Below are 15548 nucleotides of genomic sequence, written 5' to 3'. Positions count from 1 at the left end.
AAACCGAACCCCCTTACCTCGTCTCTGTCGTGACCCCCACCTGCCGCGCCCCCTGCCCAGTCCATGTCACACCCTGGACGTGGTCTCGAGCAGGGCGGATGCGTCGAGGTTCTGCCCGTTGCGATAGCGGGTCGCCACGTGCGGGGGCTGCAGCCGTGCCGGCCCGCCGAAGATACGCTCCCGCAGGGTCTCCCCGTCGACATACGCCTCCCGCAGCCGGCCGCGGCGGCGGAGCTCCGGCACCACCAATTCGATGAAATCCTGCGCCGTGCCGAAGGAGTGGTACTGGCGCAGGTTGATCCCGTCGATGCCGACGTCGTCCAGCCAACTCTCGATGGCGTCAGCGACGACGGCGGGCGTGCCCACCACGAAGAACTGCTCGTCCCACGACGTCGCGATGGCGTCGAGGAACTCGCCCACGCTCTGGTCCTGGGGCAGGTAGGCCGCTCCGGGGGCATCGGACTTGCCCTCGCGGGCCAGGGCCTCACGCACCGTGATGTCGCGCGGGTGGGCCGTGGGGTCGAAGGGCAGCGACGCGTGCGCGAGCCGGCCCTCCACGCTGGCCAGCTCCCGGTAGGCCCGCAGCTTCTCGGCCGCCTCCTCCTCGGTGCGCCCCACCACCACACCGGCCTGCACGATGAACTTGATGTCGCCGGCCGCGCGACCCTGCTCGACGGCCGAATCCCGCATCGCCTGGATACCCGCCAGCACACCGGCCGGTGTAGGGCCGCCCGTGAACACCACCTCGGCGTGCTTGCCGGCGAAGGCGGTGCCGGCCTTCGACGCCGTGGCTTGGAAGAGCACCGGGGTGCGCTGCAGCGACGGTTCGGAGAGATGCGGCCCGGCCACCGAGAAGTGCTCGCCGACATGGTTGATGTAGCGCACCTTCGCCGGGTCGGTGTAGACGAGGTTCTCGGCATCCGCCACCACGGCGTCGTCGTCCCAGGATCCCTCCCAGAGCTTGTAGAGCACGTCGAGGTACTCGTCGGCGATCTCGTAGCGGTGGTCGTGCGCGATCTGGTCGGCGTGCCCGAAGTTGCGCGCGGCGTTGGGCAGGTAGGAGGTGACGATGTTCCATCCCACCCGCCCCTTGGTGAGGTGGTCGAGGGTACTCATCCGGCGGGCGAACGCGAACGGCGGCTCATAGCTGGTGGAGAAGGTGACGCCGAAGCCGAGGTGCTTGGTGACCGCCGCCATCGCGGGGATCACCAGCAGCGGGTCGTTGCTCGGGATCTGCAGCCCCTCCCGCAGCGCCGTCTCCGGTCCGTCCCGGAACACGTCGTAGGCGCCGATGACGTCGGCGAGGAACACAGCGTCGAAACCGCCGGCCTCGAGCAGCTGCGCCAACTCGATCCAGTAGTCGATGTCGTTGAACCGCTGCCGGTTGTTGCCGGGCAGCCGCCACAGCCCGTGGGTGATGTGGCTGACGCAGTTCATCTCGAACAGGTTGAGGATGAGCCGCTTGGGCGCCGCGCTCATGCGGGCACCGGCGCATCCGCGAAGGCGCCGCGGTATCGGGCGGCCGGGTGGCGCTCGTTCAGCCGCGGCCGGCCGAAGAGTTTCTGCCGCAGCGGCCCGTCGGCGTACTCCCGCTGGGCCAGGCCCCGGTCGCGCAACACCGGCAGCACCTTGTCGGCGAACTCGGCGAACGATCCGGGGATCACCCAGTTGATCACGTTGATACCGTCAACCCCGGCGTCCTGCCAGCGCTCGATCTCGTCGGCGATCTGATCGGGGGTGCCCACGATGCGGGTGCTCCGGGACTGCAGCAGGGCCAGGTCACCCACCACCGGTTCCCGGTCGGTGATGTACTGCGAGATCCACTCCAGGAACCCCTTCATGGTGTTCGTCTCGACATCCCGCACGAGAGTCTCCGGCGGGTACACCCGCCCCTGCTTGTCGACGATAGCCGCGTGGGCGAGATAGCCGTCCACGCTCACGTAGGACTCGTACTCTGCGGCCTTCGCCTCGGCCTCCTCCTGGGTGTCGCCGATCACGAAGCTGAGCCCCTGGAAGAACTTGATGTCGTCGGGGTTGCGCCCGAACGACACGGCCAGGGCCCGGGTCTGCGCGATCTGCTCCGCGGCGACGGCGGGGCTCGGCGCGATGATGAAGGTGGCCTCGGCGTTCTTCGCCGCGAACGCCCGACCGGATGCCGACGACCCGGCCTGGTAGAGCACCGGGGTGCGCTGCGGTGACGGCGACGGCAGGTGCGGCCCCTCCACCGTGTAGCGCTTGCCCGCGTGGTGGATCTTGTGGATCTTGCCGGTGTCCGCGTAGACGCCGGCCGCCTTGTCCTGCAGCAGCGCGCCCTCGTCCCATGACCCCTCCCAGAGCTTGTAGGTGACGTCGACGTATTCCTCGGCCCATTCGTAGCGTTCGGCGTGGTCGGTCAGCTGCGGCAGGCCGAAGTTGCGGGCGCCGTTGTCCTGCACGCCGGTCACGATGTTCCAGGCGATCCGCCCGTTCGAGATGTGGTCGAGGGTGGAGATCTGCCGGGCGAAGTGGAACGGGTGGCTCTGCACGACGTTCGAGGTGAGCGCGAGGCCGATGTGCGAGGTGCTCACCGCCAGTGCGCTGAGCAGCACGGTGGGATCGTTGCTGGGGATCTGCAGGCCCTCCTTCACGTACACGTCGAAGTTGGCATCCGAGTCTCCGTAGAGGCCGCTGACATCGGCGAAGAACATGCCGTCGAACTTGGCCTCCTCGAGCAGGCGGGCCAGGTCGATCCACAGCTGCACGTCGTTGAAGTCGACCTGGCCGGCGTCGGGCCGGCGCCACTGGCCGTGGTGGATGTGCGAGGTGGTGTTCATCACGAAGGCGTTGAAATGCAGGACCTTGCGGGCCGGGTTCTGTGCGGCGGGGTTCTGGCTCATGGGGTTCTCCTGGGGTGATCGGGCAGCGAGCTGATGAGTTCGCGGGTGTACGGATGCGCCGGCCGGTTGAAGATGTCGTCCGGGGTGCCGCGTTCGACGACGACGCCGTCTTTCATCACGAGCACCTGGTCGCTGAGGTGGTTGATGACGCCGAGGTCGTGCGAGATGAAGAGGTAGCTCAGCCCGCGTTGTTTCTGCAGGTCGACGAGCAGGTCGAGGATCTGCGCCTGGATCGACACGTCGAGCGCCGACACGGCCTCGTCGAGCACGATCACCGACGGGTTCGGGGCGAGCGCCCTGGCGATGGCGATGCGCTGGCGTTGGCCGCCGGAGAGGTTGAGCGGAAAACGCTGCAGGATCTCCTGTGGCAGGCCCACCTGGCGGGCGAGCTCGGCGACCCGGGCCTTTTTCTCTGCTGTGGACAGACCGGCGGCCTCGGTGAGGCTGTCGAGGAGGATCCGCTCCGCGTTCCAGCGCGGGTCGAACGAGCTCAGCGGGTCCTGGTAGACCACCGAGATCTCCCGCCGCAGCGCCCGGCGGCGGGGCTCGGGCAGGCTCGACCAGTCCTGGCCGAGCAGGGTGACGGTGCCGGAGTCCAGCGACGACAGCGCCAGCGCGAGCCGGGCGGTGGTGCTCTTGCCCGAGCCGGACTCCCCCACGATGCCGAGGGTGGTGCCCCGCTCCAGGCTGAACGAGACGTGGTCGACGGCCGTGGTGACGGTGCCGTCCGGGGTGGTGAATCGCTTGACCAGGTCCACCGCCTGCAGCACCGGGCCGCTGTAACCGCGGGGCTCGAGAGCGGACGCGGCGGCAGGCACCGGTGCGTGCGTCTGCGGGCCGAGGCGCTTGCCACGGGTCGCCTCGCTGGGCACCGCGTTGATGAGGCTCCGGGTGTACTCGTGCCGCGGGTCGTTGAGCACCTGGTCGGCGCTGCCGCTTTCCACCACCCGGCCGCCCTTCATCACCAGGATGTGGTCGGCCAGGTGCGCCACCACCGAGAGGTCGTGGCTGATCAGGATCACCGATACCCCACGTTCCTTGGTCTCGGCGAGCAGCGCGAGCACCTGTGCCTGCACGGTCACGTCGAGGGCCGTGGTGGGCTCGTCGGCGATGATGATCTCCGGGTCAAGGGCGAGGGCGGAGGCGATCAGCGCGCGCTGGCGCAGGCCCCCGGAGAGTTCGTCCGGTCGTTGTCGGGCCCGGTTCTCCGGCGAGGGAACCCCCACGGCGCGCAGCAGGTCGACGACCTTCGCGGCCCGCTGCCGCCGGGTGCCCCAGCGGTGCAGCGCGAGGGCCTCGGCGATCTCCTTGCCCACCGGGCGCAACGGGTCGAGAGAGACGAGGGCGTCCTGCAGGATGAAGCCGATGCGCCGGCCGCGGATCTGCCGCCACTGCCGGTTGGTCGCGGCGCGCAGGTCATCGCCATCGAGCAGGATCGACTGGGCGTCGACGACCGAGTTCTTGCCGGTCAGCCCCACGATGCTCCGCGCGGTGACGCTCTTACCCGAGCCGGACTCGCCCACGATGGCCACGCACTGCCCCGGTTCGAGGCTGAAGCTCACGTCGTGCACCACCTGGTGCAGGATGCCGTTCCGCCGGAAACCGACGGAGAGGTTGGCGACGCTCAGACGCCCGCGTTTCGGCGCCGGGGCATCCGCCCTTGGCGTCGGGGTGCGCGCGGCCGGGGCCTGCACACTGTCGATCGTGGAGGTCATTTGTCGCCTTTCTCCAAGGTGTTCTGGATGTGCTTGCCGAGGGTGGTGGCCGCGAGCGCCAGGGCCACGATCACGAGTCCGGGGATGACGGTGAGCCACCAGGCCTGGGTGATGTAGACCCGGCCGGCGTCGAGCAGCGCGCCCCATTCCGGCGAGGGCGGGGCGACGCCGAGCCCGAGGAACGACAGACTGGACGCCCAGACGATCGACTGGCCGACCGACAGGGCGATGATCGCCACGAGCGGCCGAACGGCGTTGGGCACGATGTGCTGCCGCAGGATCCGGCCGTCGCTGTGGCCGAGGGCCACGGCCGCCTCGACGTAGCCGCTGTTCTTGGCCGAGAGGATCTGGCCCCGGATGATGCGGGCGTAGCCGGGCGCGCTGCCCACGCCCACCGCGAACACCTGCGACAGCGCCGACGGGCCCGTGATGGCCACCAGCAGCAGCGCGAACAGCAGGGTCGGGAAGGCCAGGAGCACCTCGATCACCCGGTTCACGGTTCCGGCGGTAAACCGGCCGCCGAGCGCTGCCAGCGCTCCGAGGACCAGCGCGAGGGTGAGGCTCACGGCCGTGGCCCCGAGCCCGATCACCAGGGATTCCCGGGTGCCGTAGACGACGCGGCTGTAGAGGTCGCGGCCGGCCTCGTCGGTGCCGAACCAGTACTCCGGCGACGGCGCGTGCAGCGCATCCGCCAGATTCAGCGCATACGGGTCGTGGGTGGCGAGCAGGCCCGGCGCGACCAGGGCGGTGGCGAAGAGCAGCAGGGCGCCGCTGGCAACGATCAGGCCCGCCGGCGGGGCGGCGCGTCTCTTGGCTCGCGGGGTCTGAACGGCTGCGGTGGGCGGGGTCTGGCGTTCGATGGTGCTCATGCGCTCTTCAATCTCGGGTCGACGAGGGTGTACGCCACGTCGACCAGCAGGTTGGCCATGACGTACAGGGCCGCGATGAGGATGACGATGCCGGTGACGACGGGCAGGTCCTGGGAGTTGACGGCGCCGACGAGCACCTTGCCGATGCCGGGCCGGGAGAACACGGTCTCCACGACCACGGCGCCGGAGATCGTGGCGCCCAGCGCCCAACCCGACAGGGTGATCGCCGGGAGCACGGAGTGCCGTAGCACGTGCCGCAGCCGTACGCCGGTGTCGCCCATGCCTCGCATCCGCGCCGAGATCACGAACGGCTGCTCCAGCGACCGCTCGAACTCGGTGCGGGTGGCCTGCCCCATGAACCCGGCCAGCGGGATCGCCAGGGTGAGGGCCGGCAGCACGATCCCGATAGCCGAGGGTCCGCTGATCACGGGGAACCACCCCAGGCCGAGCGAGAAGACGAGCAGCAGGATGATGCCCAGCCAGTAGTGCGGCAGCCCGGCCGCGGTGGTGTCGACCACGGCCCCCGCCCCGGCCAGCCGCCCGGTGCGGCCGGCCGTGAGGGTGACCCAGGTGATCATGATCAGCCAGGACAGCACGATCGCGGTGAGTGTGAGCGCCACGGTCGGGCCGATCTGCTGCAGGATCACCTCGCTGACCGGCTTGAACTGCTGATACGAAATACCGAGGTCACCGACGAGGAGTCCGCGGATGTAGTCGAGGTACTGCACGACCAGGGGGTTCTGCAGGCCGTACTGCTCATTGATCTGCGCCAGTTCCGCCGGGGTGCGCTCGATGGCCTGGCCGGCGCGAATGTTGAGGATCACCGTGGCCCGGTCCCCCGGCAGGGCGGCCTGGGCGGCGAACGCGGCCGTGGCCGCCCCGAAGAGCACCACCACGGCGCCGCCGATCTTCTCGACGATCCGGCGCAGCCGGGGCCCGGTGAGCGTGGGCGCCCGTCGCGGGGTGGGCGCGGCCGGGCCAGTGGCCGGAGCCGGGCGGGGCGGGCTACTCGACGAAGTACGCGTCATAGAAGATCGGTCCTCCCTGTGCGTTTTCCTGCCAGACGTCCTTGAGCGTCGGCGACACGGCCAGGGTGCTCAGCCGGTCGTAGACCCCGATCGCCAGGGCGTGCTCGGCGACGTACTCCTGGGCCTTCTCGTAGAGGGCGTTTTGCGCATCCGTGTCGAGGGTGGAGTTGGCCTCGAGGATGATGCTCTCGAGCTCGGGGTAGTTGGTGAAGGACGCGTTGTTGTAGTTCGGTGCCTCCGGGGTGCCCTGTTTCCAGTTGATGGCGAGGATGCCGCTGGTCACGGCGGTCCAGTAGCCCACCGAGATGTCTTTCTCGTCGGGCTGGGAGTACTCGCCCGCAAACAGGGCGCTCTGCGGCACCGGGATCAGTTCGACCTTGAAGCCGGTGGCCTTGGCCTGCTCCTGCAGGCCCTGCAGGATGGACGCGCCGTCGGCGTTCACGATCGAGCCGGCGCCGTAGGGCAGCACGACGTCGAGCGTCTCCCCGCCCTTCGTGCGGTAGCCGTCGGCGTCTCGACCGGTCCAGCCCGCGGCGTCCAGCAGGCTGTCGGCCGTGTCGGTGTCGAGGCTGTAGAGGTCCGCGGCCGTCTGGCTGTAACCGGGGGTGGCCTGGCTGACGCCGCCGTTGCCCTCGTAGGGGATCACGCCCTGCCCGATGGTCTCGACGAGCGACTTGCGGTCGAGGCTGTAGGCGAACGCCTGCCGCACCTTCTCGTCGACGAACGGTCCGGTCGAGGTGTTGAAGGTGAGCTGCTGCGGCCGGCCGGGGGTGACGTATTTCTCCAGCTGGAAGCCCGCGCTCTCCAGGGTCTTCCAGGCCACGGCGGGCACGTCGTAGATGACGTCGGTCTCGCCCGCGCTGAGCGAGGCGGCCCGGGTGGTGGGATCGGCCACGAACTTCCAGTCGATCTGATCGACATAGGCGGCGCCGGTGTGCTTGGCGTTGGCCGGCGGCGAGGTGTAGTCCTCGTTTCGCACCAGCACGATCTCCTCGCCCCGGTTCCAGTGGTCCACGACGAACGCGCCAGAGCCGATCGGCGCCTCGCAGTTCTCCTCATCGGTGCGGGTCTCGAGGGCCTGCTGCGACTGGATACCGAAGTAGCCCTGGGTGAGGTTGTCGGCCAGGCGCGGGTAGGGCGCGGAGAGGTTCACGGTGAGGGTGCGGTCGTCAACGGCTTGGGCGGAGGCGTAGTAGCCGGCCAGCCAGACGCTGGCGGTGCTGTTGCCGCCGGCGAGCCAGTAGTCGAAGTTGTACGCCACCACCGCGGCCGTGAGCGGGGTGCCGTCGGTGAAGGTGACGCCGTCCTTGAGCGTGAAGGTCCAGGTGAGCTGGTCGTCCGAGACGCTCCAGGAGTCGGCCAGCCACGGCACGACCTGATGGTTCTCGTCGAGCGAGACCAGGTTGTCGAGCACCTGGGACGACAGGTAGGCCTGCTCGATCCAGCCGCCGAAGACGCAGGCCGGTTCCTGCTGGTGGCCGTAGACGATGGTGCCGCCGTCGACGCGGGTGGCCGTGCTGGTGGGCGCGGCGGATGCGCAGGCCGACAGGCTGAGGGCGGACACCACGCCCAGCGTGATCAGGGCTGTTGTTGTGCTGCGGGTACGAGACATGAAAGACGGGACTCCTCGGTGACGGCTGCGCCTGTTCGGCACGGGGTGGGTCCGAATATAGGCACCCTCGGCCGGTGCCGAACATCACTCAGGTCATGCGGCGTCGCGAAGTGTTAGGAAGCGCAACAAAGCCGCCGGGCCCGTCTTTCGCCCTTGGCGTGGGCCACCGGGCGCGATCTCGTCTTCCTTCGTCACATACCCGTCGACCGGTCGACGGGTTGTCAGACTGGCTCTCAGCACGAGCCGATCGCCTCGTGTGAACCACCCCATCGCGGTGTGCCCGAGAGGCCAGGGAGCAGCCTGCAAAGCTGTGTACGCGGGTTCGATTCCCGCCATCGCGTCAGAGTCGCGTGCCCGACCTGCCGCCGGCAGCGCGACGCCCGGATCACCCACGAGCCAGCGCTCCCCAGGCGGCGCCCATCCGGCTAGCATGCCTAGCACCGACGCACTCGGGGAGGTCTTCTGTGGACAGGCGCGATCACCCGCACATCCCCCTGAAAGGCTCGACCTACGGCAGGCAGTACGCCGGATGGACGCCCACCGCCCGCGCGTTCGAGGGGCTCGGATCGCGCACCCTTCCCGACCAGTTCATCCCGGTCGCCGACGGCGTGCAACTGCACGCTGACGTGTACCTGCCGCGGGCCCCAGGCCGGTACCCGGCGGTGGTGTCCTTTGCGGGGTACAGCACCGAAGAACACACGGCCGGCATCCCGACCGGCTCCAATGAGATCGGCTCTCCGCCGGTCTTCACCGACCGCGGATACTGCCCCGTGATCGTCGAGCGACGCGGGATGGGCCGCTCCACCGGCGAACAAGTGGTGTTCTTCGACCCGCAAGACGTCACCGATCACGAGCGGGTCATCGCCTGGGCCGCCGAGCAACCATGGTGCAACGGGGACGTCGTACTCTTCGGCACGTCGTACTACGGGATGACCCAGCCACTCGTGGCGGCTCGCCGTCCGCCGGCGTTGCGGGGCTTCTTCGCGAACGAGATGTGCACCGACTTCTATCGTCACCTCGTGGCGTTCGGCGGGGTTCCCGCCCTGTTCTTCCTCAACCTCTGGATGGGGGCGAATTTCACCGAACGGCAGTACGACGAGCGGGTCTCCCCCGACCGGCGCGCCCTGATCAGCCACGTGACCAACAGTGCGCTGCACCCGCTGCTCGAAAAGGTGGTGCACCGCAACGTGACCCGCATGTTCGATTCGTTCATGGCCCAGACGCCGGTCGAGGCGGTGCGACGGATGTACACCAACTGGATCTTCGACGGCAAGACTCGGCAGACATCGACGATTCCGGAAGGTTCCACGGGGCTGCTCGGCGACATCGAGGTGCCGTTCGTGGTGGTGCAGAACCTCGGCTATTTCAACCTGCACCAATACGGCAGCTACGACCTATTCGAGAACGCGGGGACACCGGCGGAGGATCGCTGGCTGATTCTCGGTGCCCCGCAGTTCGACCTGCCCGTCTACTCCTGGCAGGAGGAGGCGCTCGCGTTCTTCGATTCGCTGCTGCACGGTCTGGACAACGGGTACCGACGGCAGCCCCGGGTGCGGTACTGGATCGACGGCGCCGAGCGTTTCGGCTCCGCCCCATCGTTTCCCCCGCCCGACGGCTCGGTGCTGCGGCTACACCTCGCCTCAAGCGGTGCAGACGACGCGACCCACCGGCTGAGTGCCGAACCTTCTGCGGCGGGATCCAATACCTGGGTGTCCGTGCCGCTCGGCCTGCCCACCCTCGGCGGTCTCGACGACGTCGCCGCACAGCGTCTGGGGTTCGAGTTCCCGATCGACCGGTCCCTGCTCCTGGCCGGGCCGGTCACCGCGCACCTGCGGTTCAGCTGTAACGAGATCGATTCCTACCTGATCGCCCGGCTCTCGCGGATCGCCGGGGACGGCACCCGGCATCAGCTCTCGATGGGCGCCATCCGCCCGGCGGCGCGCACCGAAGATCCGGAGCGCTCCACGCGGAACGAGATCGCCATCGATTCCGGCCGGCAGGCGCTCGTGCCCGGCGAACCGGTGACGCTGCGGTTCAGCCTCACGCCTGGCCCCACCCTGCTGGGCCCCGGCGAAACGCTGCGGCTGGACATCGCCAGCCGCAGCGACCTCTTGCGGATGAGCCCCGCCGACGGGTACGCCCAGTTCGACTTACCGGTTCCGCCGTACCTGTGCCGGAACACCGTGCACTTCGGCGGCGAGAGCTGGATCGAGGTCTACGCGGTGGACCAGGACTGACTTGCCGCAAACTGCCCCTTCACGCACCATGAAGGGGCGCTTTGCGTCAACTCACAACGAGACCCAACGCTGACTTGCCGCTGAACGCCTCTTCGACGCGTGCGAAGGGGCGCTTTGCGGCATCTCGCGCGGTGCGATATCCACCTACGGCGGGGAGAACCCGGCCGTCCCGGCGTGGGTGGCCAAGGCTTTCGCTGGCGGGGCTACCCTGATTGCAAGACCGGTGGATCAACCTCCACCCTTCGCGAGGGAATTGATGTCATGACCGAACCCGTGTATTTCGTAGAGCTCAACAGCCCCGACCATTCAGCATCGGCGGCGTTCTTCCGGGCGGTGTTCGGCTGGGATCCACAGCCGTTCGCCGCACCCGACTACCTCGTCTCAAGCCACGGGTCGGGCGCGGGCGTGGACACGGCCATCCTGCCCTCGCGCGACGGCGCACCCCGCACCGTCCCCATAATCCGGGTCGGGAACCTCGACGAGGCCCTGGCCGGGGTGCAGGCCAACGGGGGCCAGGTGGTCGTTGAACCGTTTGCACTGGGCACCATGGGAAGCGCCTGCTACATCACCGACCCGGCCGGCGTGCTCGTCGGCTTGCACTTCTACAACCCGGCGCCGTAGCCGCACCGAACCCCTCAGGCGTGCTGCCCGGTCTTGGTCAGCTGCCGGGCCAGGTCGTCCGGCGACAGGCATCGCGGAACGCATCCGTCGCACCCTGACTTGCCGCCAACTGCCCCTTCACGGACCGTGAAGGGGCGCTTTGCGTCAACTCACAACGAGACCCAACGCTGACTTGCCGCAAGACGCCCCTTCGACGCATTCGAAGGGGCACTTTGCGGCATCTCGCCCGTGCGAGTCGCCTGCGCCGGGGCCTCTGGAGCGACCCCGGCGAGCTCTTTCGCGCGACCAATCAGGCGTGTTGCTCCGTCTTCGCCAGCTGCCGCGCCAGGTCGTCCGGGGAGAGATTGGCGTCACGGAATGCATCCGTCAGCGGCAGCTGTAGGCGAAGGTCTGTGCCGAGGCAGAGCGCCGCGCTGCCCGACTTGAGCTTGAAGTCGAGCACGTGGCCGCCGCCGGTGCGGTCGTCGGTGATGAAGTGGGTGTGGCAGCCGGGCACGCCGATGCCCTGCTCGTACAGCGGGGTGCGGAAGCCCACCAAAGAACCGGAGACGTCGTGGAGCTCGACGATGGCGTCCTCGTCAGTGGCCTCCACCATCGGCCGGTACGGCTTCTGCTGCTTGACCACGGTGCGCATCCGGATCCACTCGAAGTCGCCGTCGATGCGCAGCGCATACATGTAGTTCTCGGAGGCCGTCATGTGGTCGATGAAGGCCGAGGCCTCGGAGCGCACCACGTTGTCGGGCAGCTGGCTCTCGATGTGCGGAACGAAGTTCGTCACGACGGCGTACGGCGTGTAGGCGCCGAGGTCGGCCTTGGTGACCCCGCCGTCGGCGCGGAGCTGGTAGCACTTGCCGTCGACGATGAGCATCTCGCCGTCGAGCCCGTTGAAGGTACCGATGCCGAAACTGCCGTGGCCGAGCAGGTCGCGCACCGTCATCTCGCCCTCGTAGACGCCGTCGAGCAGGGCGCTCATCAGGCTGGTCTGGAAGATCTCGTGCCGGGTCACCGTGAAGGCGGGTGCGGGAATGGCGTTCACAGGAGCACGTCGCTTTCCAGGTCGGCCATCAATTCGTCGCGGTTGTTGCGGTAGTCCACCCGCACGTCGATGATGCTCGGGCCGTCATCGTTCATGGCCTGCTCGAGCACCGCCGCGAAGTCGTCCAGGTGGGTGACCCGGTAGCCGTGCGCGCCAAACGATTCGGCGTACTGCACGGCGTCGTAGTCGCCCAGCTGCACACCGGAGGTACGGCCGTACTTGCCCTGCTGCTGGAACGCGACCATGTCGTAGGTGCCGTCGTTGAAGATGATGTGGGTGAACTTGGAGCCGAGCCGCACGGCGGTCTCCAGCTCCATCGCGGAGTAGAGGAACCCGCCGTCGCCGGACACCGAGACCACCGGGGTGCCGGGGCGCACCAGGGTTGCCGCGATCGCCCAGGGCAGGGCCACCCCGAGGGTCTGCTGGCCGTTGGAGAACAGCAGTGTGCGCGGGTGGTAAGTGCGGAAGTGCCGGGCCATGTAAATGTAATGCGAGCCCACATCGCAGAGCACGGTGGTGTCGTCGGGCAGCAGGGCGCGCATCGCCAGGGTCAGTTCGGCCGGGTGCACCCCCTCGGACTCGTCGTCGCGGTGAATCGGCTGGTCGGCCTCGGCCAGACGCGCACGCTCGGTGGCGACCACGGCCGACGCGGATGCCGACAGGGTGAGGCCGTCGATCTCGCGGGCGAGCGCATCCATCGTCTCGGCCACGTCGCCGCGCAGCTCGACGGTGGGGCGGTAGTAGTCGTCCAGGTCGGCCGACAGTTCGTCGAGGTGGATGATGCGGCGCAGGTGGTCCTTGTTCCACTTGGACGGCTCGTATTCGACGAAGTCGTAGCCGATGGCCAGGATCAGGTCGGCCTTGTGCAGCAGCACGTCGCCCGGCTGGTTGCGGAACAAGCCGACCCGGCCGAGGTAGTGCTCCTCGAGGTCGTGGGAGATGACACCCGCGGCCTGGAAGGTCTCGACCACGGGGAGCTTGGCGGCGCCGAGCAGCCGGTGCAGCGCCGCGACGGCCCGGTCCGAGCCGGACCGGGCGCCGGCGAGGATCACCGGGAACTGGGCGGTGCGGAGCAGGTCGGCGGCCTCGCGGATGCTCGCGGCCGGGGCGGCACCGAGCTGCGGCACCCAGTGCGGGGTGGTCATCGACACCGTGGTCGAGTCGGTGAGAACGTCGTAGGGCAGCACCACGGCGGCGGCGCCCTTGGGCTCCTGCACCGCCTGGCGGAAGGCGTTGGCGATGGCCTCCGGCACGTTGTCGGCGACGCTGACCTCGCCGGCGGACTTGGCGACGGCGGAGAGCATGCCGACGGCGTCCATCGACTGGTGGGTGCGCTTGAGCCGGTCGCCGCGCGAGACGGCACCGCAGATGGCGACCATCGGGTCGCCCTCGGTGGTGGCGGTGAGCAACCCGGTGGCGAGGTTGGCGGTGCCGGGCCCGCTGGTGACGAGCACCACGCCGGGTTCGCCGGTGAGGCGGCCGACTGCGGCGGCCATGAACGCGGCGTTCTGCTCGTGGCGCACCACGATCATCTGGGGGCCGCCGTCGAGCAGGGCGTCGTAGACGGGATCGATCTTGGCGCCGGGCACCCCGAAGATCCACTTGACGCCGTAGGCCTCGAGGCACTCGACGACCCGGTCGGCCGACCGGCGGGGCGAGCCCAGCGCGCCGGAGCCGAAGGCGCCGACCTTCTCATCCAGGACCGATGAATTCTGAGCCATGCCGTACCTCCAGGAATGCGTGTGCGCGCCGTGTGCCGAACCGGCGTCTGCTTCTAGCCTGCCCGCTCGACCGATACCGAACAACGCCGATACCGGATGCCAATCATCTGTTTCTGAGATGGGTAATGGGAGGATAGACGAATGGATCTCAGGCAGCTCGAATTCTTCAGCGCCGTCGCCGGCGAGCTCAACTTCACCCGGGCGGCTGAGCGGCTCACGATCGCGCAATCTGCGGTGTCGGCCGGGGTGCGCTCCCTCGAGAGCGAGCTCGGTGTCGAGCTGTTCGACCGCAGCCGTCGGCAGATCCGGCTCACCTCCACCGGTGAGTTGCTGCTGCCGAGGGTGCGCGAGGCCCTCGATGCCGTGAACGAGGTGCGGGATGTGGCGCAACAGTCCACCCAGGCCATCACGGGTTCCATCGTGATCGGCCTGATGACCTCGGTCACGCTCGTGAACGTGCCGCGGTTGCTCGGGCTCTACCGCAGCGGTCACCCCGGGGTGGGTGTGCGGCTGCGCGCGGCCCGGCGCGGATCGGCCGACCTCGTCGAGGAGCTCGCCAGCGGCGAGCTGGACCTGGCGTTCCTGGCGCTCAGCGGCCCCGTGCCCGCCACACTCTCGGCTGTGCCGATCGCCTCCTCGCCGATGGTGCTCGTGGTTCCGGCCGGGCATCCGCTGGCCGCCTCGCCCACCGTGGACCTCGCTGCCCTGGACGGGGAGGAGTTCATCGACCTGCCGCCGGGCTACGCGAGCCGGCAGATCGTGGACGACGCGTTCGCCGCCGCCGGGGTGGAACGCCGGGTGATGATCGAGGTGTCCGACATCGGCACCGCCGCCGAATACGTGACCAACGGGCTGGGAGTGGCGCTGCTGCCCGAGTTCGCGGCGCACGACGCCCTCAGTGTGCGCCGCATCCCCGTGGCTCATGTGCCCGACTTCACGGTGTACCTCGCCGCGTCACGCAAACGCCGGGCCTCCGCCGCCGTGCGCGCCTTCGTCAACCTGGCCCTCTCCGGCGAGTAGCCCGCGCACCCCGCTGCCCGCACCGGGTCCCAATCGCAGCGACTGTTCCCGGAACGGACTCATGGTCCCGGTGCGCCGGGCGCACTTATCCGATCGGGCACCAGTTGGCCTGCGGATGCCCTTGTGGCGGGTGGCGACAGCTGCCTATCCTTCAGCCACGGAGGTTCACATGGCACTCGAGGTGGTTCCGGCGCACGACTTCGACGACGTCGCCACGATGTTCGCGCCGAGGAACCCGGAGTCATCGGTGTGCTGGTGCCTGTCCTGGCGGCTGAGCTCCACCGAGAACCGGGCGTTGACGGGCACGCAGCGGGCCGAGGCGATGCGCGAGCTCTGTGCCCGCCCGCTCGCGCCGGGCGTTCTCGCCCACCTGGACGGGGAAGTGGCCGGCTGGGCCGGCATCGCCCCACGGGCCGAGCTGCATCCGTTCGCCACGTCCCGCAAGATCCCGCACATCGATGACCTGCCGGTCTGGTCGCTGTGGTGCCTGCGGGTACGCCCGGGCTTCCGCAAACGGGGCATCACCGCGGCGCTCATCGGCGGCGCGGTGGACTACGCGCGTGTCTCTGGGGCGCCGGCGGTGGAGAGCTATCCCGTGGACAACGCCGGGCAGCACGTGGACCTCACCATGGCCTTCGTGGGTACCCGCGCCATGTTCGAGCGGGCCGGATTCACCAAGGCGGCCGACACCACGTCCGTATCCGGCGGTTTTCCGCGCATCCTGATGCGACGGATGCTTGACCTCTCGTCACCCTCTGAAAAATCGGGAGCATAAGCACACCGGGCATCCCTCCCACCGTTCCTCCGAACGCG

The 15548-nt window shown here is 68.9% G+C and carries 12 protein-coding genes and 1 tRNA gene; 5 read left to right on the top strand and 8 right to left on the bottom strand.

The window, feature by feature from the left end:
• Positions 1-66: 66 nt before the first annotated feature.
• Genes PA27867_RS04950 through PA27867_RS04925 form a run of 6 tightly spaced genes read right to left on the bottom strand, consistent with a single transcriptional unit; the run spans position 67 to position 8100 of the window.
• The gene (locus PA27867_RS04950; RefSeq protein WP_066594035.1) at positions 67-1479 is read right to left on the bottom strand and encodes an NtaA/DmoA family FMN-dependent monooxygenase; all 1413 of its coding nucleotides are present in this window, start codon (positions 1477-1479) and stop codon (positions 67-69) included.
• Positions 1476-2876, bottom strand: coding sequence for an NtaA/DmoA family FMN-dependent monooxygenase (locus tag PA27867_RS04945; protein ID WP_066594033.1), 1401 nt, complete (start codon positions 2874-2876; stop codon positions 1476-1478). The genes PA27867_RS04950 and PA27867_RS04945 overlap by 4 nt, the downstream gene beginning before the upstream one ends.
• Positions 2873-4591: a dipeptide ABC transporter ATP-binding protein gene (locus PA27867_RS04940; protein WP_066594031.1), complete on the bottom strand. Its 1719-nt coding sequence runs from the start codon at positions 4589-4591 to the stop codon at positions 2873-2875. Before PA27867_RS04940 ends, PA27867_RS04945 begins: the two co-directional genes overlap by 4 nt.
• Positions 4588-5460 carry an ABC transporter permease gene (locus PA27867_RS21045; RefSeq protein WP_066594028.1) on the bottom strand — a complete coding sequence of 291 codons (873 nt, stop codon included), beginning with the start codon at positions 5458-5460 and terminating at the stop codon, positions 4588-4590. Before PA27867_RS21045 ends, PA27867_RS04940 begins: the two co-directional genes overlap by 4 nt.
• A complete protein-coding gene (locus PA27867_RS04930) occupies positions 5457-6488 on the bottom strand; it encodes an ABC transporter permease (protein WP_066594026.1) in 1032 nt (343 codons plus the stop codon). Before PA27867_RS04930 ends, PA27867_RS21045 begins: the two co-directional genes overlap by 4 nt.
• Positions 6466-8100, bottom strand: a complete 1635-nt coding sequence (locus tag PA27867_RS04925; protein WP_066594024.1) for an ABC transporter substrate-binding protein — start codon at positions 8098-8100, stop codon at positions 6466-6468. The genes PA27867_RS04930 and PA27867_RS04925 overlap by 23 nt, the downstream gene beginning before the upstream one ends.
• A 270-nt stretch (positions 8101-8370) precedes the next feature.
• On the opposite strand from PA27867_RS04925, the gene PA27867_RS04920 reads away from it, so the two are divergent.
• The 3 genes from PA27867_RS04920 (at position 8371) to PA27867_RS04910 (ending at position 10958) form a co-directional block, all read left to right on the top strand.
• Positions 8371-8441: transfer RNA gene (locus tag PA27867_RS04920), tRNA-Cys, on the top strand.
• Between the two features lie 123 nt (positions 8442-8564).
• Positions 8565-10337, top strand: coding sequence for a CocE/NonD family hydrolase (locus tag PA27867_RS04915; protein WP_066594022.1), 1773 nt, complete (start codon positions 8565-8567; stop codon positions 10335-10337).
• Positions 10338-10598: 261 nt separating this feature from the next.
• Positions 10599-10958: a VOC family protein gene (locus PA27867_RS04910; RefSeq protein WP_066594020.1), complete on the top strand. Its 360-nt coding sequence runs from the start codon at positions 10599-10601 to the stop codon at positions 10956-10958.
• A 289-nt stretch (positions 10959-11247) separates the two neighbouring features.
• On the opposite strand, the gene budA is transcribed toward PA27867_RS04910, so the two are convergent.
• Entirely contained in the window at positions 11248-11994 is a 747-nt protein-coding gene (gene budA / locus PA27867_RS04905) for an acetolactate decarboxylase (RefSeq protein ID WP_066594017.1), read from the bottom strand.
• Positions 11991-13715, bottom strand: a complete 1725-nt coding sequence (gene alsS, locus PA27867_RS04900; RefSeq protein ID WP_084020704.1) for an acetolactate synthase AlsS — start codon at positions 13713-13715, stop codon at positions 11991-11993. Before alsS ends, budA begins: the two co-directional genes overlap by 4 nt.
• A 141-nt stretch (positions 13716-13856) precedes the next feature.
• Here alsS and PA27867_RS04895 point away from each other — a divergent pair, with 141 nt between their 5' ends.
• Together PA27867_RS04895 and PA27867_RS04890 are read left to right on the top strand one after the other, a co-directional pair.
• Positions 13857-14735 carry a LysR family transcriptional regulator gene (locus tag PA27867_RS04895; protein WP_066594015.1) on the top strand — a complete coding sequence of 293 codons (879 nt, stop codon included), beginning with the start codon at positions 13857-13859 and terminating at the stop codon, positions 14733-14735.
• Positions 14736-14904: 169 nt separating this feature from the next.
• Positions 14905-15510, top strand: coding sequence for a GNAT family N-acetyltransferase (locus PA27867_RS04890; RefSeq protein WP_066594013.1), 606 nt, complete (start codon positions 14905-14907; stop codon positions 15508-15510).
• Positions 15511-15548 lie beyond the last annotated feature (38 nt).

Source organism: Cryobacterium arcticum, assembly GCF_001679725.1.
GTDB lineage: Bacteria > Actinomycetota > Actinomycetes > Actinomycetales > Microbacteriaceae > Cryobacterium > Cryobacterium arcticum_A.
This window is presented reverse-complemented; position numbering and strand designations above follow the sequence as displayed.